The organism is Nocardioides ultimimeridianus (assembly GCF_054777895.1).
Window position 1 is genome coordinate 159,008 of record NZ_BAAHAB010000011.1, and the last position, 23,031, is coordinate 182,038.

Below are 23,031 nucleotides of genomic sequence, written 5' to 3' on the forward strand. Positions count from 1 at the left end.
GCGCCGCCGCCCGCACGGGGTCGGTGTGGGCCTGTGGACAACAACGGCCGCGCACGGCTCCGGTGAGGGTCACGTCGAGGCGCTACGGACTATGGGTCACCCGACCCATCGTCACAAGCGCCGCGGCGCGCGGGTCTGGGACAGGTCCGTGGCCCCTCTTCGGCCGTCGGCCGGTCACTGGGCACGGGGCCGGCACCGACCTGGCGCCGGATCAGCGCGGCGACGGCGGCGGGGTCGTCGAGCATCGGCAGGTGCCCGACGCCGGGGAGGGTGTCGACGGTGGCCGGCAGGGCGTCGTACCCCTGCTGCGCCCAGTGGCCGGTCAGCACGCGGTCGCCGCCGGACCAGACGATCCGGGTCGGCACGTCGACCTTCTCGATGGGCCGCATCCGGCGCGTGCCCGGGTCGCCGACCGCGACGTCGAGCGCTTGGCACTGGGCGAGATCGCGGACGAAGCGGTACGTCGTCGGGCGGGTCGCCGCCTCCGGCCGGCTGACGACCGGGTGCATCACGGCATGGCGGACCGCGCCGGAGCTCAGCACCGCCGGCACCCGGACGACGCGGCGTGCGACCTGGCGGCCGAGCACGAAGCGCGCCACCAGGCGCTGCTCGTCGCGTCCGCCCGGGAGCCAGCCGCCGGCGGGCGCGAGGCACAGCACCGAGCGGGCGCGGCCGCGCTCGGCGAGCCGCAGCGCCAGCCAGCCGCCGAGCGAGTTGCCCACGACGTGCGCTCGGTGCACCCCGGCGCGATCGAGCCGTCGCTCGAGGTCGTCGACCATCTGCTCGGCCGCGGACACGCCGCTGGCCCGGTCGAGCGGTACGCCGCCGCGGTGGCCCGCGAGGTGCACCGGCATCGCGGCAACACCCAGCAGCGGGGTCACCTCGCTCCACACCCACGGACCGCATCCCATGCCGTGCAGCAGGAGGACGGGGTCTTGCGGGGCCATGGCACCAGACCCTAACATAAGTCAACTTATGTTGACCGATCACGGAGGCCCCCCGATGACGAACATCGCACTCAACGACGCCATGTTCCTGCTCGGCGAAGGGCCCGGGCGCCCCGCGCAGGTCGTCGCGCTGCAGCTGTTCCGCCCGCCCGCCGGCGAGGACGCCCGCGAGTGGGTGGAGAACCTGTATCCCGAGCTCCTCGCCGCCGAGGACCTGAAGCTGCCGTTCCGGCGCCGGGCCGCGCGGACGATGGCCTCGCCGTCGACGTACCGCTGGGTCGAGGGGGACCCGATCGACCTCGACCACCACGTACGCCGCTCGGCCCTGCCCGGCAAGGCGCGCGTCCGCGAGCTCCTCGAGGCCGTCTCGATCGAGCACGGCGCCGCGCTCGACCGCCGCCGGCCGCTGTGGGAGTACCACCTCTACGAGGGTCTCGAGGACGGTCGCTACGCCACGGCGCTCAAGACGCACCACGCGATCCTCGACGGCGTCTCCCTCGCCAAGCACGTCCTGGGCAGCCTGACCCCGGATCCCGACGCCCGCGACTGCCGGCCGCTCTGGGCCGGGGAGGACGGGCCTGCCCGCGCGTCGATCCGTGGTGGCAACGCCCTCGCCCCGCTCGCGCGGTCGGCCGGCGCGCTCCGATCGCTGGTGGAGATGGCGCGCGACACCAATGCGCGCGTGCCGTTCACTGCGCCCCCGTCGCCACTGAACGTCAAGGTCGGCGGAGCGCGCCGCTTCGCCGGCGACAAGTGGGACCTCGCGCGGCTCAAGGCGATCGCCTCCGCCGTGGGCGGCACCGTCAACGACGTCGGGCTGGCGATGTGCGGCGCGGCCCTGCGCGGCTACCTGGCCGAGCTCGACGGCCTGCCGGACCGCTCGCTGATCGCCATGGTGCCGGTGTCGGTGCGCAGCAAGGATCCGGAGACCGCGGCCGTCCAGGGCAACGCCTTCGGCGCGACGCTGTGCGACCTCGGCACCGCCGAGCCGGACGGCCTGGCGCGGCTCACCTCGATCCGCGACCAGATGCGCGGCGCCAAGGACCGCTTCGGCGGGATGTCCGCGGCCGAGGTGCTCGCGGTCAGCAAGCTGATCATGGGCGGCGCGATCTTCTCGTCGTTCACCGGCATCACGTCACTGCCGCGGCAGCCGTTCAACCTGGTCATCTCCAACGTGCCCGCCACCGACTTCCCGCTCTACTACAACGGCGCGGAGATGACCGACATCTACCCGGTCTCGATGATCTCCGAGGCGCAGGCCATGAACATCACCATGAGCCGGTACGCGGGCTCCATGAACTTCGGCGTCGTCGGCGACCGCAAGGCCCTGCCCAGCCTGCAGCGGATCCTGGTCCACCTCGACCAGGCGCTGGAGGACCTGGAGAAGGCCACCGCGAGCTGATGGGCCCGGGCGACGCGATCAGGCCGCTCCTCGTGGCGTCGGGGGCGCTGTTGCGCGCCGCCCAGCGGGTCGAGCAGGAGGGACAGCGCCTGCTGCCCGCACCGGTCGTGCACGCCGAGACCCCGGAGGTACGTCGCCCTGCCGCACGCGAGGGCGGCGCCGCGGTCGTGATGGCGGCCCTGCAGGAGCGGGCCCTCCACCAGAGCACGTCCGACGCCGAGGAGGCGCTCGCGCTCGCGGTGCTGCTGCTCCTGGTGCCCGACGAGGCGCGGCTGCTGACCGCGCTGCAGCGGGCCGGATGGGTGGCGGCCGTCGACGCACTGCCCCGCCCCGGCAGCCCGGTGCCCGCGCTGGTCGGCGCCACCCTGCTGGGGCGGCGGGCCGGCGTCGCGCTCGTGGATCGCACGCCGGCGTACCTCTCCCGGCTGGGGACGCTCGGCCTCGTCGAGGCCACCGAGGAGCGTCCGGGCCACGACCAGGAGTACGAGATCCTGCTCGCCGAGCCGAGCGTGCTGCGTGTGCTCCGCTCGGGGCGCCGGGCCGGCCGGTCCCCGCAGACGCGGCGGTACGGCTTCGTGCTCACCCCGCTGGCCGAGCTGGTCCTCCGCCTCGCGGATCCGGAAGCCGGCCCGTGAGCCCGCTCCTGATGACCTGGCCGGCGATCCGCGCCGACCTCGCCGACCACTGGTACGTCTACGCGACGATGCCGTTCATCGCCGCGGCCATCGGCTACGTCACCAAGATCGTGGCGATCGAGATGCTCTACCGGCCGATGCGGTTCGTCGGCATCGGCCCGATCGGCTGGCAGGGCCTGGTCCCGCGGCGCGCCGGCAAGGTCGCGGCGGTCACGATCGAGCTGCTCACCGAGAACCTGCTCAAGGTCGAGGAGCTGCTGGACCGCATCGACGGGGCCGACGCCGTCGAGAGCCTCCGCGAGCCACTGACCCAGGCCGTCGACGAGGTCGCCCGCGAGGTCGTCGACCTGTTGGCCCCCGGTGGCTGGGACGCCCTGCCGGCGGGCGTGCGGCAGGGGCTGATCACCCGGGTGCGGTCCGGCGCCCCGGCGGTCGTCGACCGGCTGCTCTCCGAGGTGCGGGCGGACGCGGCCCATTACATCGACATCCACCACCTGACCGTCAGCACGCTCGTGCAGCACAAGGCCCGGCTGAACACGATGATGCGCGAGACCGCCGGCGCCTCGATGCTCTTCCTGCGGCGTACCGGCCTGGTGTTCGGGCTGGCCATCGGGCTGATCCAGACGGTGGCCTGGGCGGTGCTGCACAGCGTCTGGATCATGCCGGTCTTCGGCCTGGTCACCGGCTTCTTCAGCGACTGGCTCGCGCTGACCCTGCTCTTCCGCCCCCAGGTGCCGCGCCGGTTCCTCGGAGCGCGGTGGCAGGGCGTGCTGCATGCCAACCGCGACCAGATCACCCGCGACTACGCGCGGATCATGGCCGCCGACCTCTTCGAGCCCGCCGCGCTCATCGGCGCCCTCCTCGACGGCAGCGGCGCCGACCGCCTCTTCGCGCTGGTGCAGCGCGAGGTCGCCGACGAGCTGCGCCGCCAGCTCGGACCGGCGCGTCCGCTGCTGCAGGTCGGCATCGGCACCCAGCGCTACCGCGACATGCAGCGGCTGGTCGCCGAGCGCACGCTGTCGCTGGTTCGGTCGATGCCCGAGGTCGAGCGGTACGCCGCCGAGGTGCTCGACGTCGAGAACGTGCTCGCCTCCAAGATGGCGCAGCTCACGCCGGAGCAGTTCGAGGGCATCATGCGCCCGATCTTCAAGGACGACGAGTGGCTGATGATCAGCGTCGGCGCGCTCCTCGGCTTCGTGGTCGGCGAGATCCAGGTCGAGGTCGTCACCCGCATCGGAGGTGCGTAGTGGAAGCAGTGGAGACAGTGGAAACAGCCGGAGCAGTGCGGGATCGACCGGCCCGACCGGCCACCCGGGTCCCCGGCGAGGAGGGCCTGTGGGTCTTCGTCCTCGGCGACATGACCATCTTCGGGCTGTTCTTCGGCACGATCATGGTGACACTGGTGAAGGACCCGGCGGCGTACGCCGCGTCCCAGGACCACCTGCACCCCGTGCTCGGGATCCTCAACACGGTCCTGCTGCTGACCGGCTCGCTGCTCGTCGTACGCGGCCTGCGCCGGCTCGGCGACGGGAGCCCCGTCGCCGCACGGCTGTTCGCCGCCGCCCTCGCCTGCGCCGTGGGCTTCGCCGCGGTCAAGGCCACGGAGTACTCCCTGCTGGTGCACGCGGGCCTCACCCCCGCGACCAGCGACTTCTTCATGTACTACTTCGTCTTCACCGGCATCCACCTCGCGCACCTGGTGATCGGCGCGGCCGTGATGGTGTTCCTGGTCCGCACCGCGCGCCTCCCCGACCTCAGCGAGCGGCGAGCGCTCGCGGCCGAGTGCGGCGGCATCTACTGGCACATGGTCGACCTGCTCTGGCTGGTCCTCTTCCCCCTGCTCTACCTGGTGAGGTGATCGACGTGCTCTCCCGACTGCTCTCCGACCGACAGACCGCCGTCTGGCTCGTCCTGGTGCTGGCGACCGCGCTCACCGCGGCGCTCGGCCTGGAGGAGCGCGGCTCCGCCAAGGCCGTGGCCGTGGTCCTGATCGCGATCGGCGTGGTCAAGCTGCGCCTGGTCGCGATGCACTTCATGGAGGTACGCCGAGCCCCGCTCGCGCTCCGCCTCCTGATCGAGCTGTACGCCGCCGCGGTGTTCGCGTCGCTCGCCGGGATCTACCTGCTCGGCTGAGCGAGCAGAACAGCCTCCGACCTGCTCGGTCGGAGGCTGTTCTTCGTGCGGCGAGGTACTGGGACGGTATTCCAACCATGGCGCCGCGGGAACTGGCGCGCGGGCCGTGCGTGACGCCGCGGCTGTGGTGGTCCGGGACATCCCGTGGGAGGCGCCGAACTTGGTTGGAACGACCCGGTTGCGACGCCATCATCGAGGATCACCAGCGCGGGATGGGATGCGTGTTGCTGTCGCGCAAGCACGGGATCCCGGAGAACACCGTGCTGGCGAGACTGAAGGACGCCGGGTTACCGTCGGCCTGCAGGGATACCTTGTCCCGAGGTCCTGGCAGAGATGGCTGCTCTCCGTCGGAAGGGTGGACGTTGAGGGCGTTCGCGGAGCGTTACGGCGTCACGCGGCAAACGGTGGCGGCACGGCTGCGTCCTGTGGTGCCGTGAAGTATGCGATTGGCGACCGGGTCAATGGTCGAGTGATGCCCAGAGGAGCGAAGCGGCGTAGCTGCGCCATGGTGTCCATCTCGACGCGAGGGCGTCGAGTTCGGCGGGCGTCGGACGGGTGGGCAGGTTCCATGCGACGTGGACTGCTCGCTGGAGGCCCACGTCGGCGATGGGTAGTACGTCTGGGCGATGGAGTTGGTGGATCAGGAACATGTCGGCTGACCATGGTCCGATCCCGCGGAGCGTGAGGAGGGCTGTCCGTGCGCCGGCGTCGTCGAAAGATCGCAGCGTGCCGAGATCGAACGTGCCGTGCGCGACCCTGACGGCGAGCTCGTGAATCGCACGGGCCTTGGCTCCGGAGAGTCCAGCGCTTCGGAGGTCCTCGGGCTCGAGGTCTGCGACGTGCTCGGCGGTCATAGGACGGCTGCCGGCAGCGTCGGTGAGGCGCGTGAACACGGCGAGTGCTGCGGGGATGGAGATCTGCTGTCCGACGATGTGCAGGACGAGCCCGGAGAACAGGTCGGGTGCGATGTCGTTGCCGGGCCAGTCGAATGGGTCGGGTCGACCGACCCGTTCGATCAGCAGCGCCATCGTCCGGTCTGCGGATCCGAGGGCGCCGTACGTCGCTCTCAGGCGCCTGTCACTGCAGTGGGATGACGTCGCGGCCATGCTCGTGCTCTCCGCGAGGTCCGAACCAACGGCGCTCGGTCTCGGCGATGGCGAGGTCGTTGATGCTGGCTTCCCGCCGGCGCATGAGGCCGTGTTCGTCGAACTCCCAGAGCTCGTTGCCGTAGCTGCGGAACCACTGGCCTGCGGCGTCGTGCCACTCGTACTGGAACCGCACGGCGATCCGGTTGCCGCGAAATCCCCAGAGGCTCTTGCGGAGCACGTAGTCGAGCTCGCGCTCCCACTTGCGGGTCAGGAATTCCACGATCTCGGCGCGCCCGGTGACGAACGTGTCGCGGTTGCGCCACACGGAGTCCGCTGTGTAAGCCAGCGCGACGCGTTCGGGGTCGCGGGTGTTCCACGCGTCCTCGGCGGCTTGGACCTTGGCGAGCGCGGTGGCCTCATCGAACGGCGGGAACGGCGGGCGGGGTTGTTTCATCTGAAGGCTCCGGTGGTGGTGATGGGCAGCTGTGTGTGAGCGACGCGTTCGATGGTGAGGACGATCCGTCGGCCTGTCTCATCAGGTGCCGCGTTCTTCCGAGGCGGGGCGACGACCAGCTCGGCGGTGCCGCTCAGGTGCAGACCGCGCCTGGATTCGAAGTCGGGGAGGTAGAGCGCGGCGTGGGGGTCGGACTGCAGGTTGCCCAGGCTGTTGAACAGGTTGTTGCCCGGGTAGTCGGGCCACCACACCCGATCGCCGTCGACGCGCACGAAACCGGGCGCCCCGCCACGGTGGGAGACGTCCGCGCCGCGCTCAGGATGAGTGGTTCCGAGGAAGAACCCGTTCGTTGCGGCCAGGCTTGCCCGGTCACCAGCCCCGAGTCGGCCATCGATCGACACCGGCCCTACGGGGTCCCCCTGTTGGAGAATCTGCGGTAGCGGCTCGATGGACCGCGGGGTGATGTACTGCGGGCAGTTCCCGAACGCCTCGGCCACGTCGATCTCGAAACCGTGGTGACTGGTCGTTGTGACGATGCCGTTGATCCGGAATCGGCGACGCCGCTCGTAGTCCATCGCGATCAACGCCGCCGACTGGCCGGCGACGAGACCGGCCAACGGGTCGTCGTACCGGGGAACGGTGTGGACGCGGATCGACTCGGCCGAGGTCACCTCGAGGAACCCGGCCGGTGCTGCCAACGCCGTTGTCCACAACCGCCCGTGTCGGTCATGGGCCGTGAGGCCGGTGAACGTGCGCTGGGCCAGGAACCCGTCCATGCCCCGACTGATCGACGCAGCGGCGAGCATCCCTTCGAGGTGTGCTGCCTCGCGCCTGACGCCGACGAGTTCTTGGACGGCGATCTCGCCTTCGTGGAAGCCCGTGGGTCGCGGGGCACGGCCGGTGTTCATGGCTCTCCTGTTCCTGTGCTCAGGCAGGCTGGCCGACCCGGACGACGGGCCAGTCGATCTCGACCGTGCTCAGGGTGTTGAGGTAGTTCGTGAGTACGTTGAGTGCGATGTGACCGACGACCTCGGCGATCTCGGCATCGGTGACGCCCTGGGCTCGCGCTGCTGCAAGCACGTCGTCACTGACCCGACCGCGGGTCTCCAGAACCTCGTTGGACAGCTGCAGCAGTGCTGCGGTGTGCGCGTCTGCGGACGTGGCCCGGCGAGCAGCCTCGAGCTCGTCGGCGGCGACCTTGGCGAGGTTGCTGCCGATGTAGGTGTGGGCCGACAGGCAGTAGTCGCAGCCGTTGGACTCGGCCGTGGCCAGCGCGAGACGCTCGCGGACGGCAGCAGGCAGGGTGCCCTTGCTCAGCGCGCCGTTGAGGGCGAGGTAGCCGTCGAGGACCGCCGGGCTGGTGGCCATCACCTTGGTCATGTTCGGCGTGACGCCGAACGCGGCGTTGACGGCGGCGAGCAGTTCCGCGGCCCTGCCTGTCGCGGTGGCGGGCTCGACGAGGGCGATACGAGACATGGCTTCGTCCTATCTAACGGGTAACGCTCTTCGCTACCGTTAGGAGGATCCTGCAACGAGACATCTTCGAAGTCAAATGGTTAGAAGATCTGTTTGCCGTTAGTATCGGACACGTGGACGACCCGCCGCTGACGACTGCTCCCCTGCTGGGCGAGCCTCTGCCGGTCGAGCTGATGAACACGGTCTGGGCAGATCGAGACGGCGTGCACGACGCCCTGGTCACGCCTGGCGACGCCGCGGGTTGGCTGACGGCCCTGCGTGAACGGCTGCCCCGTGGCGCCGACGTGGCCGCCTGGGCAAAGGGCGCTGGCGAGGTGGAAATGGTGGAGGTGTGGTCGGCTCTGCGGACCCTGCGCGACGCCACCCGTGCGTTGGCCGCTCGCCGCACGGCTGATCCGCGCGCGGCCGGCGGCAGTGGCATGCCAAGCCACGAGGCACTCGACCACCTCAACGCCCTCGCGAAGACCGCTCCCTCGTGGCCGGTTCTGCAGTGGCCGGACGGGGCCACGCCGACTGTCGTCACCGATCAGGCCGCACAGAACACCGGCCAGATGGCTGTGTCGTGGCTCGCGCGCGAGGCGGTCGACATCATCGGTGGGAGCCGCGGCGAGGAACTGCGCGCCTGTCTCGCCCCCGGCTGCGTCCTCTACTTCGTGCGCCACCACCCTCGGCGTGAGTGGTGCTCGGACAGCTGTGGCAATCGTGCGCGCCAGGCCCGCCACTACCAGCGACGCCGCGACTGAGTCGAGCCTGTTCGGATGGCGACGAATGCCGAACGCCTATTCCGACCGTGACTGGCTTGGTCGGAATAGGCGTCTCCGGCGGATCTGGGGGGATTCGAACCCCCGAGGGCGTTAACCCAACCCGCTTTCCAAGCGAGCGCCATAGGCCACTAGGCGACAGATCCGCTGAGGAGGTTACCGGTCGGCAACCGGGCTCTGAAATCCTCAGGCCCGGTCCGGGATCTCCGCGGCGTACGCCCCGGCCGCGATGTCCTCCAGGAGCGTCGGTCCGACCGGCTCCCAGCCGAAGCGCTCCCGCGTGATCGCGCTCGAGGTCGGCACATCCATGCCGTAGAACCGCGCGATCCAGTCGAAGTGCGCGGCGGCGTCCTCGGGGTCGATCGAGGCGGTCGGGAGGCCGAGGACCGCCGCGTGCGCTTCCGCCATCGCCCTGGTGGTGATCCCCTCCTCGGCGACCACGTGCACGCGGGTGCCGGGCGCCGCCTCCTCCACGGCCAGCCGGACCAGCCGGGCCGCGTCGGTCCGGTGGACCGCGGGCCAGCGGTTGGAGCCGTCGCCGATGTACCCGCTGACGCCGGTACGGCGCGCGACAGCGGCGAGGGTCGCGGAGAAGCCGTGGTCCCGGTGGCCGTGCACGGTCGGGGCGAAGCGCAGCGCGATCGACCGCACCCCTTGGTCGGCGAGGTCGAGGGCGAGGTTCTCGCTCCCGCCGCGCGGGGCGTCGGGCCCCGAGGTCGGGTTCTCGTCGGCCTCGGTCAGTGGACGGCCGAGGGGGATCGCCACGCCGGAGGCGATGGCGAGCGGCCGGTCGGAGCCGGCCAGGGTCTCGCCGAGTGCCTCGACGACGGCGCGCTCGATCCGCCCCGACTCGGCGAAGTTCGCGAAGTCATGGACGAAGCCGAGGTGGACCACGCCGTCCGAGGCCTCGGCCGCACCACGGATCGCGTCGAGGTCGGTGAGCGACCCGCGGACGATGCCCACACCCTTCGCCTCGAGGGCGGCGGCGGAGGCGTCGGAGCGGGCCAGCCCGGAGACGGTGTGGCCGTGGGCGAGCAGCTCGTCGGTGACAGCGGAACCGATCCAGCCGGAGGCGCCGGTGAGGAACAGGTGCATGAGGACTCCTCGAGAGGTGATGTCAGTGACTGACGTCAACCGTAGCACCCGATGTCAGAGACTGTCATCGGTTAGGCTCCGCGGCATGGGTCGTTGGTCGCCGGGTGCGCAGGGGCGACTCGTCGACGCCGCCCTGGACCTGTACGCCGAGCGCGGGTTCGACCGCACGACGGTGGCCGAGATCGCCGAGCGCGCCGGCGTCACCGAGCGGACCTTCTTCCGCTACTTCACCGACAAGCGGGAAGTCCTCTTCGCCGGCGGCCACCAGCTCGAGGTGCGGATGACCGAGCGGATCGCCGCGGCCGAGCCCGGGTCGTCCCCTCTGGACGTGGCGACCGAGGGCCTGGCGGCGGCCGTCGAGGCCATCGATCGGGACTTCGCGCTCCGCCGCCACGCGGTGGTGTCCGCGCACCCGGCGCTCCAGGAGCGCGAGCTGCTCAAGCTGGACGCCCTCAGCCGGGCGGCGGCGGAGGCCCTCCAGGCGCGGGGCATCGGCGTGCTCCCTGCGGCGCTGGCGGGGGAGAGCGCGGTCGCGGTGTTCAAGATCGCGTTCGCCCAGTGGATCGGCGACGACGTACCGGACGACCTGCCGGACCTGCTGCGCAGGACGCTCGCGGAGCTGCGCTCGACGGTGGCCCCGGAGACGTAAGGGCCCCCCGCACACCCGACAGAGCTCGCTTACCCTTGCTGCCTTCCGGCCCTGGGGGAGTTCGGCAAGATGTCGCCGCACGGGGGGTTGGCACAACGATAGACGAAGCGGTGGGGCGCGCCCCAACCCGCCCGCCCCCTGCCGGGAGCAGAATGCGGCCGTGACCTTCGTGGAGCTCGCGGTGATCGGCGCGGCGGCGCTGCTCGGGCCGCTGCTGGCCTACCCGCGCGGCTGGCACCTGCCGGTCGTCCTCGGCGAGCTGCTGGCGGGGGTGGTCCTGGGGCGCACCGGGCTCGGCTATCTCGACGCCGGCGACGCGACCTTCTCCTTCCTCGCCGACATCGGGTTCGCGCTGGTGATGTTCGTGGCCGGCACGCACGTGCCGGTGCGCGATCCCGCGATCCGGCCGGCGCTGAGGTCGGGCCTGGTACGGGCCCTCCTCGTGGGCGTGGCTGCGGTGGCGCTGGGCGTCGGGATCGCCGCGGTCTCGGGCATCCACCACGGCCCCCTGTACGCCGTGCTCCTCACCTCGTCCTCGGCCGCGCTCGTCCTGCCGATCGTCGACTCGCTCGGGCTCGGCGGCCCGCAGGTGATCGGCCTGCTGCCCCAGGTCGCGATCGCCGACACCGCCTGCATCGTCGCGCTCCCGCTGGCGATCGACCCGTCGCACGCGCTGCGGGCGGCCGGTGGCGCAGCGCTCGTCATCGCCGCGGCCGCGGTGGTCTTCGTGGTGCTGCGCAGGCTCGAGCGCAACGGCATCCGCGACCGGGTGCACGAGGTGTCGGAGGACCGGCTGTTCGCGACCGAGCTCCGCATCCAACTGGCGATCCTCTTCGCCCTCGCGGCGCTCGCCACGCGCACCCACGTCTCGATCATGCTGGCCGGCTTCGCGTTCGGGCTCGCCGTCGCCGCGGTGGGGGAGCCGCGCCGCCTGGCCAAGCAGCTCTTCGCCCTCACCGAGGGCTTCCTGGGCCCGGTGTTCTTCGTCTGGCTCGGCGCCGAGCTCAACCTGCGCGAGCTCGGCCGGCACCCCTCGATGATCCTGCTCGGCGTCGCCCTCGGCCTGGGCGCCGCGCTCACCCACCTGGTGCCGCTCCTGTTCCGGCAGCCGGCCTCCCTGGATCTGCTCTCGGCCGCCCAGCTCGGCGTCCCGGTCGCCGCGGCCACGGTCGGCTCCCAGCTCGGCGTGCTGAAGCCCGGCGAGCCCTCGGCGCTGATGCTCGGCGCGCTCGTCACCATCGCCCTCGCGGTGGTGGGCGGCGGGCTGGCCGCGCGGGCGGGGCTCGTTCCCGTCGTACCGAAGCCCGTCGACCCGGTCGGAGGAACGCCATGACCAGCGCACGTCAATTGACGACCGACTACGACCGCTGGCTCGCCGAGCAGATCCCGGTCATCGGCAACGACGTCGACCGCAAGCACGCCGAGCTGCGCGCCGACCGGTTCCGCTTCCTGCGCGGCACCTACTACCTGTGGCTGACGCGGGTGGCCGAGCGCGTCCCCGAGGTGCTGGAGGCCGCTCGGGTGCCGATCGTCGGCGACCTGCACGTCGAGAACTTCGGCACCTGGCGCGACAAGGATCAGGTACGCCGCTGGGGCGTCAACGACCTCGACGAGCTGGCCTGGGGATCGTGGCTGCTCGACCCGCTCCGGCTGGCCGTCTCCGCGCGCCTGGCGCCGCGGATCGCGCTCGGCGACAAGGCCGTGAGCGACACCGTGCTGACGGCGTACGCCGGGAGCGGGCCGGGCCGGGCCGTGAAGCTGGCCGGCAAGCGGGGTGCGCACCTGCGCGCGCTCGTCCCCGCGTTCCCGCACCCGAGCAAGTTCTACGCCCACTTGCGCAACGGCTCGCCGCTGACCGACGTGCCGGCCCCCGTCGTGGCCGCGGCGCAGCGGATCGCGGAGCCCGGCTGGGCGCCGCAGTGGTACGAGCGCGAGGCAGGCACCGGCTCCCTGGGCCACCTGCGCCGGGTCGGTGTCGGGGACGCCGCCGACGGCACCACCCACGCGCGCGAGGCCAAGCAGCTGGGCCCGGGCACGGCGGTCTGGGCCGCCGACCGGGGGCCGGCGATGCCGACGCCCGACCCGAGCCTGTTCCTGAGGGTGATGGGTGCGATCAGCGGCCCGGGGGCGATCGCCCGGGTCGGCGACTGGCACCTGCGCGACCTGGCCCCCGACGTCGTACGCATCGAGCTGTCGGGTCTGCGCAAGGGCGACAGCCGGACCCTGCTCGCGTCGATGGCGCAGGCGACGGGCGCCATCCACGCGGTCGACCCGAAGGCCGCCGAGGCCGCCCGGCAACAGGCGGGGGAGCTGGATCCCCGCACCTTCCGCAGGTACGTCGACGCGATGGTCGACGCGCTCGAGGCCGACTTCGCCGACTACCGGTAGGGGACGTCGGCGCAGCCGACTAGTGTCTCTCCCGATGGATGCCCCGCTCGCGCTCTACCGCCGCTACCGTCCCGAGACCTTCGCCGAGGTCATCGGGCAGGAGCACGTGACCGAGCCGCTCCGCGCCGCTCTGGCGGCCAACCGGGTCAACCACGCCTACCTGTTCTCCGGGCCCCGCGGCTGCGGCAAGACCACCTCCGCGCGGATCCTGGCGCGCGCCCTGAACTGCGAGAAGGCGCCGATCGCCGACCCGTGCGGGGAGTGCGACTCCTGCCGCGACCTCGCCCGCGGCGGCCCCGGCAGCATCGACGTCATCGAGATCGACGCGGCCTCCCACGGTGGCGTCGACGACGCCCGCGACCTCCGCGAGAAGGCGTTCTTCGCGCCGGTGCGCAGCCGCTACAAGGTCTACATCATCGACGAGGCCCACATGGTCACCACGCAGGGCTTCAACGCCCTGCTGAAGCTGGTCGAGGAGCCGCCGCCGCACCTGCGGTTCATCTTCGCCACGACCGAGCCGGACAAGGTGATCCCGACCATCCGGTCGCGCACCCACCACTACCCGTTCCGGCTGATCCCGCCGCGGCTGCTGTCGTCGTACCTCTCCGAGCTGTGCGAGCGCGAGGGCGTCGCCATCGAGCCCGCGGCGCTCCCGCTGGTGGTGCGGGCCGGCGCCGGCTCCGCGCGCGACACCCTCTCCGTCCTCGACCAGCTGCTCGGCGGGGCCGGGCCGGACGGGGTCACCTACGCCCTGGCCAGCGGGCTGCTCGGCTACACGCCCGACACGCTGCTCGACGACGTGGTCGACGCCTTCGCCGCGGGCGACGGCGCGGCCGTCTTCGGGGTCGTGGACCGGGTCGTCGAGACCGGCCAGGACCCCCGCCGCTTCACCGAGGACCTGCTGCGCCGGCTGCGCGACCTGGTGATCGTCGCGGCGGTGCCCGACGCGCCCGCCACCGGCCTGATCGACGTCGCCCAGGACCAGGGCGAGCGCCTGGTGGCCCAGGCCGGCCGCTTCGGGCGCGCCGACCTGGTCCGTGCCGCCGACCTGGTGGCCACCGGCCTCACCGACATGCGCGGCGCCACCGCACCGAGGCTGCTGCTCGAGCTGATCTGTGCCCGGGTGCTGCTGCCCGGCGCCGACCACACCACCGAGGGCGTGATGGCCCGGATCGACCGGCTCGAGCGCCGCGTCTCCATCGGCGGTACGCCGACGCCCGCTCCCGCCCCGGTCGCGGCGCCCGTGCCGGCGCAGGACCGGCCCGAGCCCGTCCAGCGGTCCGCGCCCGAGCGGCAGGAGGAGCCGGCGGCGGCTCCCGAGCCGGTGGCCACGCCGGTCGTCACCCCGGAGCCCGTCGCTGCGCCGCAGCCGGTGGTCGCTCCGGAGCCCGTCGCTGGTTTCGATACGCCCTCGCCTAGCGGCTCGGGCTACTCAACCAACGACACAGCGCCGGCCCCCGCCGCCCCCGGCGCCCTCACCCTGGTCGACATCCGCCGGCTCTGGCCCGACGTCATCGACCGGGCGAAGTCCGCGCGCCGGCTCACCTGGATCCACCTGAGCCAGAACTCCCAGGTCGTCGGCTTCGACAACAACACGATCACCCTGGGCTTCACCAACGCGGGTGCGCGCAACAGCTTCGAGGGCGGCTCGGCCGACATCGTCAAGCAGCTCGTGATCGACGTGATCGGTGCCGAGGTGCGCATCGAGACCGTGGTCGACCCCGGCGCCGACCCGAACGCCAACGCCCCCGGCGGCGGCTTCCAGGTCACCCAGCCGGCCACCCCGGCGGCTCCGCCGGAGCCGGCTCCGGCCCCGGCCGCAGCCGGTCCGGCGGCGGACACCGAGCCGCCGCCCTGGGCGACCGACGAGCCCGCCGCCCCCGAGCGCCCCTCCGGGGCCGAGCAGGCCCGCCGGGCGCTCGTCGAGGAGGTCCAGGCCCAGGAGCAGGCGGCCCGCGTCGACCCCGATGAGGCGGCGAGCCTCGACGACGCCGACGTGGACGCCGAGTCCGGCACCGACCTGCTCGCCCGCGAGCTCGGCGCCAAGATGATCGAAGAGATCCCCCACTCCTAAGGACAAGGTGACCCGATGACCAACAACCCCTTCGACGCGCTCGGCGGAGCCGGCGGCTTCGACATGGGCGCCCTGCTGCAGCAGGCCCAGCAGATGAAGGAGGACCTCGCGACCGCCCAGGCGGCCCTCGCGAGCGCCGAGTTCGAGGGCAGCGCGGGCGCGGTCACGGTCACCGTGAGCGGCACCGGAGAGCTCAAGGCGGTCCGGATCGAGCCGGGGAGGTTCGACGGCTCCGACGCCGAGTCGCTGACCGACCTCGGCGACCTGGTGGTCGCCGCCTTCCGCGACGCCAAGGCCAAGGCCGACGCGACCTCGGAGGAGAGCATCGGGATGATCACCGGCGGGCTCAGCCGCTCCATGCCGGGCATGCCCGGCCAGCTCGGCTTCTGACGAGCAGGACCACCACCTATGTACGAAGGCGTCGTCCAGGACCTGATCGACGAGCTCGGTCGGCTCCCCGGCGTCGGGCCCAAGGGTGCGCAGCGCATCGCGTTCCACCTGCTCCAGGCCGACCCCGCCGACGTACGCCGCCTGGCCGAGGTCCTGATCGAGGTCAAGGACAAGGTGAAGTTCTGCTCGATCTGCTTCAACGTCGCCGAGGAGGACCAGTGCCGCATCTGCCGCGACCCGCGGCGTGACGCGACCGTGCTGTGCGTGGTCGAGGAGTACAAGGACGTGGTGGCGATCGAGCGGACCCGCGAGTTCCGCGGCCGCTACCACGTGCTGGGCGGGGCGATCTCGCCGATCGACGGGATCGGGCCCGAGCAGCTGCACATCCGCGAGCTGCTCGCGCGGCTCGGCGGTGGCGACGGCGCGTCGGTCGCGGAGGTCATCCTGGCGACCGACCCGAACCTGGAGGGCGAGGCCACGGCGACGTACCTCACCCGGATGTTGAGCCCCCTGGGGTTGCGCGTGACCCGTTTGGCGAGTGGACTGCCGGTGGGTGGAGATCTGGAGTACGCCGACGAGGTCACCCTCGGCCGGGCGTTCGTAGGAAGGCAGGCAGCACAATGACGGACCAGCTCCCGGGACAGGCCGCGCTCGAGGCCCTGTTGGCCGCCGAGACCGCGAACGTCCAGTTCGCGACCGAGATCGCCGCGAGCGTCGCCGCGTTCATGGACGGGGTCAGGCTGATCGCCGGGCAGGCGCCCGGCGGGCAGGCGGTCTCGCTGCTGCTGCTCGAGATGAGCCAGATCTGCCTGACCGGCGCGCGGCTCGGCGCGACCGCGGACTTCGAGCCGCGCGAGGAGTTCCAGCCCGACGTGGGCCCCGACTCCGACCTCGACGACCTGCGCATGCAGCTCGCGCAGCTGCTCGGCGACCTGGACACCTACAGCTTCGTCTTCGACCCCTACAACCCCGACGTGGTGGAGAGCCAGCTCTCCGACGACATCACCAGCATCGCGGCGGACCTCGACAACGGCCTGCGGCACTACCGCAACGGCGACGTCGCCGAGGCGCTGTGGTGGTGGCAGTACTCCTACGTCAACAACTGGGGCAACCTCGCCGGCGCCGCCCTCAACGCGCTGCTGATGGTGGTCGCGCACGACCGGCTCGACGTCGACGTCATCGACGAGCACGAACAGCTCGAAGCGGCTGCGGCACTGGACTGAAGCGGTCTATCGTCGGCGGCATGACCACCCGGTTGGCGGCCGTCGCCGCAGCGCTGCTCATGCTCGTCGGCCTCGGCACCTCGTCCGCGAGCGCCAGCCCCAGCGTCCTGATGATCTGGACGAACCCGCACTCGATCACCTCGCTGACCGCGGCCAACCACTACCTCGCGGGTACGCCGCTGGGCTTCCGCCGCAAGATGGGCAGCTTCGGGCACCACCTCGCCTCGATGTCGGAGTGCGCCGGGGTGGGGGTGTTCGTCGAGCGCTTCGACAGCCGCGGCTTCGCCAGCACGCTCACGTCCTGCGGCGACGACGCCGGCCAGGTCTGGGTGCGCGCCAGCGGCATCTGGAAGGTCGTCACCCACTGGGACCGCGGCCAGAACATCTCGTGCGGCGCGCTGCGTCACTGGGGCGTCCCGTCCCTGGTGCTCGACAGCCAGCCGGCGTTCTGCCAGAACTCGATGGGCGACAACGTCCCCTACAGCCACCCCTGAGCCTGGATCCAGGCTGAGCGCGTCCGCGCCTGGATGCGCGGAGAATCAGGTGGCGCTGCGCCGGTAGAATCGGCCGCGACCCGACCCCGCACCTCCAGGAGTGAGCCCTCGTGGGCATTGTCGTGCAGAAGTACGGCGGCTCGTCGGTCGCCGACGCGGCCGGCGTCAAGCGCGTCGCGCAGCGCATCGTCAACACCAAGAAGCTCGGCCACCAGGTGGTCGTGGTGGTCTCGGCGATGGGCGACACGACCGACGAGCTGATCGATCTGGCCAACGAGGTCTCCCCGCTGCCGCCGGCGCGCGAGCTCGACATGCTGCTGACCGCGGGCGAGCGGATCTCGATGGCCGTGCTGGCCATGGCGATCCACGACCTCGGCCACGAGGCGCGGTCCTTCACCGGCTCGCAGGCCGGCGTGATCACCGACGCCGAGCACGGCAAGGCGAAGATCATCGACGTCACGCCGGGCCGGATCGAGACCGCCCTGGCCGAGGGCGCGATCGCGATCGTCGCCGGCTTCCAGGGCGTCTCGCAGACGACGAAGGACATCACCACGCTGGGCCGCGGCGGCTCCGACACGACCGCCGTGGCGCTCGCCGTCGCGCTCAAGGCCGAGGTGTGCGAGATCTACTCCGACGTGGACGGCATCTTCACCGCCGACCCGCGGATCGAGCCGACGGCCCGCAAGGTCCCCCGGATCTCGTACGAGGAGACCCTCGAGATGGCCGCGCAGGGCGCCAAGATCCTGCACCTGCGGTGCGTCGAGTACGCCCGCCGCTACGACATGCCGATCCACGTCAGGTCCTCCTTCTCCGAGAAGGAGGGGACCTGGGTGGTCAAGGCAGAGGACCTCGCCAAGACACAGGAGAACGCTGTGGAGTCCATGGAATCCGCGATCATCACCGGAGTCGCCCACGACCGGAGCCAGGCGAAGATCACCGTCGTCGGCGTACCGGACAAGCCGGGCGAGGCGGCCGCGATCTTCCGTGCCGTCGCCGACGCCGCGATCAACCTGGACATGATCGTCCAGAACGTCTCGGCGGCCGCCACGAACCTCACCGACATCTCCTTCACGCTGCCGCGCGGCGAGGGCCAGGTCGCCATGGCCGCCCTCGACAAGCTCAAGGCGAGCGTCGGCTTCGACGCGCTCCTGTACGACGACAGCGTCGGCAAGGTCTCCATCGTGGGCGCCGGGATGAGCTCGGCCCCCGGCATCAGCGCGCGCTTCTTCGAGGCGCTCTCCGAGGCCGGCGTGAACATCCAGATGATCTCCACCTCGGAGATCCGGGTCTCGGTCGTGGTGGCCGAGAGCCAGGTGCAGGAGGCCGTCAACGCGGCCCACGCCGCGTTCAGCCTGGGGTCGGACGAGATCGAGGCCGTGGTCTACGGAGGGACCGGACGATGAGCGTCAACATCGGCATCGTCGGCGCCACCGGTCAGGTCGGCGTCGCCATGCGGCAGATCCTCGAGGAGCGGGACTTCCCCGCCGACCAGGTGCGCTTCTTCGCCTCCGCCCGTTCCGCCGGGAAGGTGCTGCCCTTCCAGGGCAAGGACGTCGTCGTCGAGGACGTCGCCACGGCCGACCCCACCGGGCTCGACATCGCGCTGTTCTCGGCCGGTGCGACCACCTCGCGCGCCCAGGCCCAGCGCTTCGTCGACGCGGGCGTGATCGTCGTCGACAACTCCTCCGCCTTCCGCAAGGACCCGGCGATCCCGCTCGTCGTCTCCGAGGTCAACCCCGGCGCGATGGCCGGCGTGATCGAGGCCGGTCGCGGCATCATCGCGAACCCGAACTGCACCACGATGGCGGCCATGCCGATCCTCAAGGTGCTGCACGACGCTGCGGGCCTGGAGCGGCTCGTCGTCTCGACGTACCAGGCCGTCTCGGGCTCGGGCGTCGCCGGCGTCGAGGCCCTGGCCTCGAGCGTCGAGGGCATCGAGGACCCGCGTCCCCTCGCGTACGACGGCTCGGCGGTCCCGTTCGGCGACCCCGCCCCCTACGTCGAGACCATCGCGTACAACGTCCTGCCGCTGGCGGGCTCGATCGTGGACGACGGCCTGAACGAGACCGACGAGGAGCAGAAGCTCCGCAACGAGTCGCGCAAGATCCTCGACATCCCCGACCTCAAGGTCTCGGGCATCTGCGTGCGGGTGCCGGTCTTCAGCGGCCACTCGCTGGCGGTCAACGCCGAGTTCGCCTCGCCGATCACCCCGGAGAAGGCCCGCGAGCTGCTGGCCGACGCTCCCGGCGTCCAGCTGGAGGAGATCCCGACCCCGCGCAAGGCGGCCGGCAAGGACCCGTCGTACGTCGGCCGGATCCGGGCCGACGAGGGCGTGGACGGCGACCGCGGGCTGGCGATGTTCATCAGCAACGACAACCTGCGCAAGGGTGCCGCGCTCAACACGGTCCAGATCGCCGAGCTGATCGCCGCCCGCTGATCTGCGCGAGCGCGTCGCCGCTGATCGGCGCCTCGCCTCACCTGCGAGCCTCGGCTCCTACGGTCGCTGGCGCTCCCTCCGTCGCCTCGTCCCGCAGGCTCGGCAACCGGCGCCGGCGGCGCCGCGCTGCCGCGCGCGCAGTTGGCCTCCGTAGGACGAGCCTTGGTCTGGCGGCAAGCCTCGGTCGGGTGGCAGGCCGTGGTCAGCCGGCAAGGCAGACGCGGGCCTCCGCTATCCGTTGCCGTCGACGAAGGTCTCGGTGACCCAGACCGACGCCAGGTAGGCGGCGACGCTGAGCAGTGGGATGACGATGATCATCGACCAGCTGGTGATCAGGTTGATGAGGAACAGCAGCGCCACGACGGCGACGAGGCCGACGGCCAGGAAGCTGCTGCTGCCGGGGTCGGGGATCACGAACGCGCGGAGCAGGGCGCTGCCCAGGTAGACGCAGACCACGAACGTGATCAGCAGCAGCACGAACCCGGGGCCGCCGCCGCACGAGGACGTGCCGCGCACGGCCTCGCAGCCGCGCAGCGACAGCCAGGTCAGCAGCACCATCGCACCGCCGACGACCAGGCCGGTGACGGCCGCGGCGCGGTAGGGCGTCAGGAGGGGTACGGCGTCCGCGTCGGCCTGCTCGACCGGCTTCTTCAGCGCCGCCGCGACCTTGCCGACGACCGCCAGCGCCCGGCCGGCCGGGGTCGGCGGCTTCGCGGAGGCCTTCTTGGGCAGCGCGGTGGCGCCCGGCATCGTGGCGGCGGGCTTGGCGCTCGCCTTCGGGGCGGTCTTCGTGACCGGAGCCTTCGCGCGCGTCGTGACCGGGGCGTCCTCGATCGGACCGGCCATCGTGGCCTTCGCGGCAGGCTCGGCCGGCTCGACCAGCTCCGGCGCGGGGACCACCGGGACCGGGTCGGGCTCGGGGACCACCGGGACCGGGTCGGGCTCGGGCACGACGGGCACCGGGTCCGGCTCGGGCACGACGGGCACCGGGTCCGGCTCCGGCTCCGGCACGGGAGTGGGCTCGGGGGTGGGCTCGGGCGTGGGGACCGGGGTGGGCTCGGGCTCGGGCGTCGGGACCGGGGTGGGCTCGGGCTCGGGGGTCGGGACCGGTGTCGGCTCGGGATCGGGAGTGGGGACCGGGGCCGGCTCGGGCTCGTCGACGACGGGCAGCACGGCCGTCGCCGGGGCCTCCTCGGCAGCGGCGTCGACCTCGACGGTGGGTGGCGCAGCGACCGTCTCCTCGACGGTGGCCCCCTCGGCGGGCGCGGGGTCGTCCCCGGCCGCCTTCTTCTTGCGCCCGAACAGCTTGGGTGCTTCCAAGCTGACCCGGAGCTTGTCCTGCTCGTCCGACATGGGGTGCAGTCTGTCACGAGGCCTGCGCCGGGGAGCGGTACCGCCGATGATTGGCCCGCGTCGCCGTGGAACCCGCACGAGTGCCGCTACGGCTGGGCCAGCAGCAGGCTGCGATCCGCACAGCCGATCCGGACGTCCTGGCCCCAGGTCACGACCACCCGGTCGTTCTCCAGGCCATCGGCGAACAGGACCAGCTGGTCGCTGGTGCAGGTGACGACGAGCTCTGCGGTGACCAGGCCCTCGGTGGTGTCGGCGTCCAGCCCGGGCCCCGGCCACGGCTCGCGCGCGAACCACGCCAGTGCCCGCTCGTCGGGCCGGGGGAGCGGGAGCTCGCTGTGCCGCTCGCGCAGGATGCTCGCCGCCCACCCCGTCGCCCCGGTGCCGGTCGCGGCGATCAGGCCCGAGGACGACTGCGGCAGCGTGCGGCCGTCCTGGTGCAGCGCGTAGCGCGCGCTCTGGTGGCTGGGGTGGCCGAAGAAGACCTCGTTGAGCGCACACAGCTCCTGGCCGTCGTCGGTCACCGCCCGCGCCATCGTCAGCGACCGGAGCGCCGGTCGGCCCACCAGCGCGCGGGCGGCGACGGCGGGCGACATCGGCACCAGCACGCCGGCGTTGGCGCGCGGGTCGGGGTTGACGCCGAGGACCGGCTGCCCGTCGACGTACTTGGCCACGTTCGCGACGAGTCCGTCCTGGCCGACCACGATCACGACGTCCTCGGGGGTGAAGGCGAAGGTCGGCAGGTCGGGGCGGCTGACGCTCGCGCGGCGCCAGTCTCGTGGGATCGCCGCGCTCATGGTGCGTACGGCGTCCTCGAGCAGGTCGTGCGCCTCGTCGAGCGGGGCCAGGGTGCGGCCGCGGGTGCGCAGGAAGAACTCGACCTGGCCGCGCGTCCCGTGCCGGGCGAGCATCTGCTCGAGCTCGCTCGGCCGGGTGACGACGACGGCGCGGGGGGCCAGGGTGCTCACCTCAACCGCCCCATCAGCCCGGTCAGCAGGTCAGGGGTGACCGTCAGCTGGCCGATCTCCGGCAGCTGGCCCGCGACCTCGCGCAGCGCCAGGGCGAGCAGCTTCTCGGCCTCGACGTCGCCGACGGCGGCGTACCGCCCGGCCTCCGCGGTCGCCTCCGCCTCACCGACGGTGGTGGTCCGGTAGGCCTCGGCGTCGGCGAGCACCCGGGTCCGGTCGGCGTCGGCCGCGACGGCCACCTCCTGGGCGGCGGCGGCCTCCTCGGCCCGCCGGCGGTCGTTGGCGCCCTGCTGCGCGACGAGCGTCTCCTCCTGCCTGGCCAGCTCGATCCGGCTGGTCATCTCGTTCTCGGCGATGGCGCGCTCGCGCTCGACCGCCAGCGCACGCCGTTCGTACGTCGCCCGGTCCGCCTCGCCCTGCACCGTCTCGCGGGTGGGGGTCTGCAGCGCCCGCTGCACCTCGGGGTCGGCCACGACGCCGGTGATGCGCACCCCGATCACCGACAGCCCGACCTCGGCCAGCCGTGCGTCGCCGATCAGGCCGGCGGTGACGCCGTCGCGCACGACGACCGGTCCGCGCACCAGCGCGTCGGTGAGGTCGAGGTCGGCCAGCAGGTCCAGCGCGTACTGCTGGGCGAGCTCGGTCAGCATGCCGCCCACCTGGTCCAGCGGCCGGTTGCGCAGCTGGCCGGTGCCGGGGTCGATGCCGAAGTCGAGCCGGCTGACCGCCGTACCGGGCTCGGCGACGCGGAAGGTCACCGTCGCCTGCACGGTGACCTCCTGGAAGTCGCGGGTGCGGCCGCGGAAGGTGAACGCGAGCTCGCGGTCGTCGATCGGCGCCTCGCTGAGCACGCAGCTCAGCGGCCGGAACCAGAAGGCCAGCCCGGCGCCCTCGCGGGCGGGGCGGCCGTTCTTCAGCTGCCGCACGTAGGTGGTCGGGGTGCCGCGGTAGTGGAACCACGGGCCCCGGCGCTTGATGTCTCCCATGACGTCCTCCTGTATTTATCGTCGGTATGACGAGAATAAGCAGAGCGTGACTTCTCGTCAACTAGACGATTAAGGTGGGCG

The 23,031-nt window shown here is 72.1% G+C and carries 25 protein-coding genes, 1 tRNA gene and 1 other RNA gene; 16 read left to right on the top strand and 11 right to left on the bottom strand.

Annotation, left to right across the window (positions count from 1 at the left end; genetic code table 11):
• Positions 1 to 89: 89 nt before the first annotated feature.
• Complete coding sequence (locus tag ACYU8V_RS12220; protein WP_460847679.1) at positions 90 to 947, bottom strand: alpha/beta fold hydrolase; 858 nt, start codon at positions 945 to 947, stop codon at positions 90 to 92.
• Between the two features lie 55 nt (positions 948 to 1,002).
• Between ACYU8V_RS12220 and ACYU8V_RS12225 the strand changes: the two genes are divergently transcribed.
• The 5 genes from ACYU8V_RS12225 to ACYU8V_RS12245 are packed head-to-tail and all read left to right on the top strand — an operon-like array spanning position 1,003 to position 5,117.
• Positions 1,003 to 2,349: a WS/DGAT/MGAT family O-acyltransferase gene (locus ACYU8V_RS12225; protein ID WP_460847681.1), complete on the top strand. Its 1,347-nt coding sequence runs from the start codon at positions 1,003 to 1,005 to the stop codon at positions 2,347 to 2,349.
• On the top strand, positions 2,349 to 2,984 hold the full coding sequence (locus ACYU8V_RS12230) for an Abi-alpha family protein (protein WP_460847682.1): 636 nt from the start codon (positions 2,349 to 2,351) through the stop codon (positions 2,982 to 2,984). Before ACYU8V_RS12225 ends, ACYU8V_RS12230 begins: the two co-directional genes overlap by 1 nt.
• Positions 2,981 to 4,231, top strand: coding sequence for a DUF445 domain-containing protein (locus ACYU8V_RS12235; RefSeq protein WP_460847684.1), 1,251 nt, complete (start codon positions 2,981 to 2,983; stop codon positions 4,229 to 4,231). Before ACYU8V_RS12230 ends, ACYU8V_RS12235 begins: the two co-directional genes overlap by 4 nt.
• A gap of 35 nt (positions 4,232 to 4,266) precedes the next feature.
• Entirely contained in the window at positions 4,267 to 4,842 is a 576-nt protein-coding gene (locus ACYU8V_RS12240) for a cytochrome c oxidase subunit 3 (protein WP_460847686.1), read from the top strand.
• A gap of 5 nt (positions 4,843 to 4,847) precedes the next feature.
• Positions 4,848 to 5,117 carry a cytochrome C oxidase subunit IV family protein gene (locus ACYU8V_RS12245; protein WP_460847688.1) on the top strand — a complete coding sequence of 90 codons (270 nt, stop codon included), beginning with the start codon at positions 4,848 to 4,850 and terminating at the stop codon, positions 5,115 to 5,117.
• A gap of 458 nt (positions 5,118 to 5,575) precedes the next feature.
• Here ACYU8V_RS12245 and ACYU8V_RS12250 read toward each other — a convergent pair whose 3' ends face one another.
• Genes ACYU8V_RS12250 through ACYU8V_RS12265 form a run of 4 tightly spaced genes read right to left on the bottom strand, consistent with a single transcriptional unit; the run spans position 5,576 to position 8,135 of the window.
• A complete protein-coding gene (locus tag ACYU8V_RS12250) occupies positions 5,576 to 6,145 on the bottom strand; it encodes a DNA-3-methyladenine glycosylase family protein (protein ID WP_460847690.1) in 570 nt (189 codons plus the stop codon).
• Between the two features lie 49 nt (positions 6,146 to 6,194).
• Positions 6,195 to 6,659 carry a nuclear transport factor 2 family protein gene (locus tag ACYU8V_RS12255; protein WP_460847691.1) on the bottom strand — a complete coding sequence of 155 codons (465 nt, stop codon included), beginning with the start codon at positions 6,657 to 6,659 and terminating at the stop codon, positions 6,195 to 6,197.
• A complete protein-coding gene (locus tag ACYU8V_RS12260; protein WP_460847693.1) occupies positions 6,656 to 7,567 on the bottom strand; it encodes a pyridoxamine 5'-phosphate oxidase family protein in 912 nt (303 codons plus the stop codon). Before ACYU8V_RS12260 ends, ACYU8V_RS12255 begins: the two co-directional genes overlap by 4 nt.
• Positions 7,568 to 7,586: 19 nt before the next feature.
• Complete coding sequence (locus tag ACYU8V_RS12265) at positions 7,587 to 8,135, bottom strand: carboxymuconolactone decarboxylase family protein (RefSeq protein WP_460847694.1); 549 nt, start codon at positions 8,133 to 8,135, stop codon at positions 7,587 to 7,589.
• Positions 8,136 to 8,248: 113 nt separating this feature from the next.
• On the opposite strand from ACYU8V_RS12265, the gene ACYU8V_RS12270 reads away from it, so the two are divergent.
• Positions 8,249 to 8,878 (top strand): CGNR zinc finger domain-containing protein, encoded by a 630-nt coding sequence (locus tag ACYU8V_RS12270; protein ID WP_460847696.1) that lies wholly within the window; start codon positions 8,249 to 8,251, stop codon positions 8,876 to 8,878.
• 79 nt (positions 8,879 to 8,957) lie between these two features.
• On the opposite strand, the gene ACYU8V_RS12275 is transcribed toward ACYU8V_RS12270, so the two are convergent.
• Positions 8,958 to 9,042 (bottom strand) — tRNA-Ser (locus tag ACYU8V_RS12275).
• Positions 9,043 to 9,082: 40 nt separating this feature from the next.
• Positions 9,083 to 9,991 (bottom strand): SDR family oxidoreductase, encoded by a 909-nt coding sequence (locus ACYU8V_RS12280; RefSeq protein WP_460847697.1) that lies wholly within the window; start codon positions 9,989 to 9,991, stop codon positions 9,083 to 9,085.
• 85 nt (positions 9,992 to 10,076) lie between these two features.
• Between ACYU8V_RS12280 and ACYU8V_RS12285 the strand changes: the two genes are divergently transcribed.
• Complete coding sequence (locus ACYU8V_RS12285) at positions 10,077 to 10,640, top strand: TetR family transcriptional regulator (RefSeq protein ID WP_460847699.1); 564 nt, start codon at positions 10,077 to 10,079, stop codon at positions 10,638 to 10,640.
• Here ACYU8V_RS12285 and ffs read toward each other — a convergent pair.
• Positions 10,639 to 10,729: signal recognition particle sRNA small type (gene ffs, locus ACYU8V_RS12290), an RNA gene on the bottom strand. The genes ACYU8V_RS12285 and ffs overlap by 2 nt on opposite strands.
• 71 nt (positions 10,730 to 10,800) lie before the next feature.
• Here ffs and ACYU8V_RS12295 point away from each other — a divergent pair.
• The 9 genes from ACYU8V_RS12295 (at position 10,801) to ACYU8V_RS12335 (ending at position 19,646) form a co-directional block, all read left to right on the top strand.
• A complete protein-coding gene (locus ACYU8V_RS12295; RefSeq protein ID WP_460847701.1) occupies positions 10,801 to 11,973 on the top strand; it encodes a cation:proton antiporter in 1,173 nt (390 codons plus the stop codon).
• Positions 11,970 to 13,028, top strand: coding sequence for a DUF2252 family protein (locus tag ACYU8V_RS12300; protein WP_460847703.1), 1,059 nt, complete (start codon positions 11,970 to 11,972; stop codon positions 13,026 to 13,028). Before ACYU8V_RS12295 ends, ACYU8V_RS12300 begins: the two co-directional genes overlap by 4 nt.
• 34 nt (positions 13,029 to 13,062) lie before the next feature.
• Positions 13,063 to 15,102: a DNA polymerase III subunit gamma and tau gene (locus ACYU8V_RS12305; RefSeq protein WP_460847704.1), complete on the top strand. Its 2,040-nt coding sequence runs from the start codon at positions 13,063 to 13,065 to the stop codon at positions 15,100 to 15,102.
• A gap of 15 nt (positions 15,103 to 15,117) precedes the next feature.
• Entirely contained in the window at positions 15,118 to 15,492 is a 375-nt protein-coding gene (locus ACYU8V_RS12310; RefSeq protein WP_460847705.1) for a YbaB/EbfC family nucleoid-associated protein, read from the top strand.
• A gap of 18 nt (positions 15,493 to 15,510) precedes the next feature.
• Positions 15,511 to 16,116 carry a recombination mediator RecR gene (gene recR, locus ACYU8V_RS12315; RefSeq protein ID WP_460847706.1) on the top strand — a complete coding sequence of 202 codons (606 nt, stop codon included), beginning with the start codon at positions 15,511 to 15,513 and terminating at the stop codon, positions 16,114 to 16,116.
• A complete protein-coding gene (locus ACYU8V_RS12320; protein WP_460847707.1) occupies positions 16,113 to 16,715 on the top strand; it encodes a DUF5063 domain-containing protein in 603 nt (200 codons plus the stop codon). Before recR ends, ACYU8V_RS12320 begins: the two co-directional genes overlap by 4 nt.
• Before the next feature lie 20 nt (positions 16,716 to 16,735).
• Complete coding sequence (locus ACYU8V_RS12325) at positions 16,736 to 17,209, top strand: hypothetical protein (RefSeq protein ID WP_460847708.1); 474 nt, start codon at positions 16,736 to 16,738, stop codon at positions 17,207 to 17,209.
• 110 nt (positions 17,210 to 17,319) lie between these two features.
• Positions 17,320 to 18,612, top strand: coding sequence for an aspartate kinase (locus tag ACYU8V_RS12330; protein WP_460847710.1), 1,293 nt, complete (start codon positions 17,320 to 17,322; stop codon positions 18,610 to 18,612).
• Positions 18,609 to 19,646: an aspartate-semialdehyde dehydrogenase gene (locus tag ACYU8V_RS12335; protein WP_460847712.1), complete on the top strand. Its 1,038-nt coding sequence runs from the start codon at positions 18,609 to 18,611 to the stop codon at positions 19,644 to 19,646. Before ACYU8V_RS12330 ends, ACYU8V_RS12335 begins: the two co-directional genes overlap by 4 nt.
• A 231-nt stretch (positions 19,647 to 19,877) precedes the next feature.
• Here ACYU8V_RS12335 and ACYU8V_RS12340 read toward each other — a convergent pair whose 3' ends face one another.
• The 3 genes from ACYU8V_RS12340 to ACYU8V_RS12350 form a co-directional block, all read right to left on the bottom strand.
• Positions 19,878 to 20,999, bottom strand: coding sequence for a hypothetical protein (locus tag ACYU8V_RS12340; protein ID WP_460847714.1), 1,122 nt, complete (start codon positions 20,997 to 20,999; stop codon positions 19,878 to 19,880).
• 86 nt (positions 21,000 to 21,085) lie between these two features.
• Complete coding sequence (locus ACYU8V_RS12345) at positions 21,086 to 21,964, bottom strand: diacylglycerol kinase catalytic domain-containing protein (protein ID WP_460847716.1); 879 nt, start codon at positions 21,962 to 21,964, stop codon at positions 21,086 to 21,088.
• The gene (locus ACYU8V_RS12350; RefSeq protein WP_460847717.1) at positions 21,961 to 22,950 is read right to left on the bottom strand and encodes an SPFH domain-containing protein; all 990 of its coding nucleotides are present in this window, start codon (positions 22,948 to 22,950) and stop codon (positions 21,961 to 21,963) included. The genes ACYU8V_RS12345 and ACYU8V_RS12350 overlap by 4 nt, the downstream gene beginning before the upstream one ends.
• Positions 22,951 to 23,031 lie beyond the last annotated feature (81 nt).

Coding starts and splice junctions, on each gene's coding strand:
- ACYU8V_RS12220 (WP_460847679.1), bottom strand. CDS start 947: ATGGCCCCGCAAGACCCCGTCCTCCTGCTGCACGGCATGGGATGCGGT.
- ACYU8V_RS12225 (WP_460847681.1), top strand. CDS start 1,003: ATGACGAACATCGCACTCAACGACGCCATGTTCCTGCTCGGCGAAGGG.
- ACYU8V_RS12230 (WP_460847682.1), top strand. CDS start 2,349: ATGGGCCCGGGCGACGCGATCAGGCCGCTCCTCGTGGCGTCGGGGGCG.
- ACYU8V_RS12250 (WP_460847690.1), bottom strand. CDS start 6,145: ATGGCGCTGCTGATCGAACGGGTCGGTCGACCCGACCCATTCGACTGG.
- ACYU8V_RS12255 (WP_460847691.1), bottom strand. CDS start 6,659: ATGAAACAACCCCGCCCGCCGTTCCCGCCGTTCGATGAGGCCACCGCG.
- ACYU8V_RS12260 (WP_460847693.1), bottom strand. CDS start 7,567: ATGAACACCGGCCGTGCCCCGCGACCCACGGGCTTCCACGAAGGCGAG.
- ACYU8V_RS12265 (WP_460847694.1), bottom strand. CDS start 8,135: ATGTCTCGTATCGCCCTCGTCGAGCCCGCCACCGCGACAGGCAGGGCC.
- ACYU8V_RS12280 (WP_460847697.1), bottom strand. CDS start 9,991: ATGCACCTGTTCCTCACCGGCGCCTCCGGCTGGATCGGTTCCGCTGTC.
- ACYU8V_RS12285 (WP_460847699.1), top strand. CDS start 10,077: ATGGGTCGTTGGTCGCCGGGTGCGCAGGGGCGACTCGTCGACGCCGCC.
- ACYU8V_RS12300 (WP_460847703.1), top strand. CDS start 11,970: ATGACCAGCGCACGTCAATTGACGACCGACTACGACCGCTGGCTCGCC.
- ACYU8V_RS12305 (WP_460847704.1), top strand. CDS start 13,063: ATGGATGCCCCGCTCGCGCTCTACCGCCGCTACCGTCCCGAGACCTTC.
- ACYU8V_RS12310 (WP_460847705.1), top strand. CDS start 15,118: ATGACCAACAACCCCTTCGACGCGCTCGGCGGAGCCGGCGGCTTCGAC.
- recR (WP_460847706.1), top strand. CDS start 15,511: ATGTACGAAGGCGTCGTCCAGGACCTGATCGACGAGCTCGGTCGGCTC.
- ACYU8V_RS12320 (WP_460847707.1), top strand. CDS start 16,113: ATGACGGACCAGCTCCCGGGACAGGCCGCGCTCGAGGCCCTGTTGGCC.
- ACYU8V_RS12325 (WP_460847708.1), top strand. CDS start 16,736: ATGACCACCCGGTTGGCGGCCGTCGCCGCAGCGCTGCTCATGCTCGTC.
- ACYU8V_RS12335 (WP_460847712.1), top strand. CDS start 18,609: ATGAGCGTCAACATCGGCATCGTCGGCGCCACCGGTCAGGTCGGCGTC.
- ACYU8V_RS12340 (WP_460847714.1), bottom strand. CDS start 20,999: ATGTCGGACGAGCAGGACAAGCTCCGGGTCAGCTTGGAAGCACCCAAG.
- ACYU8V_RS12350 (WP_460847717.1), bottom strand. CDS start 22,950: ATGGGAGACATCAAGCGCCGGGGCCCGTGGTTCCACTACCGCGGCACC.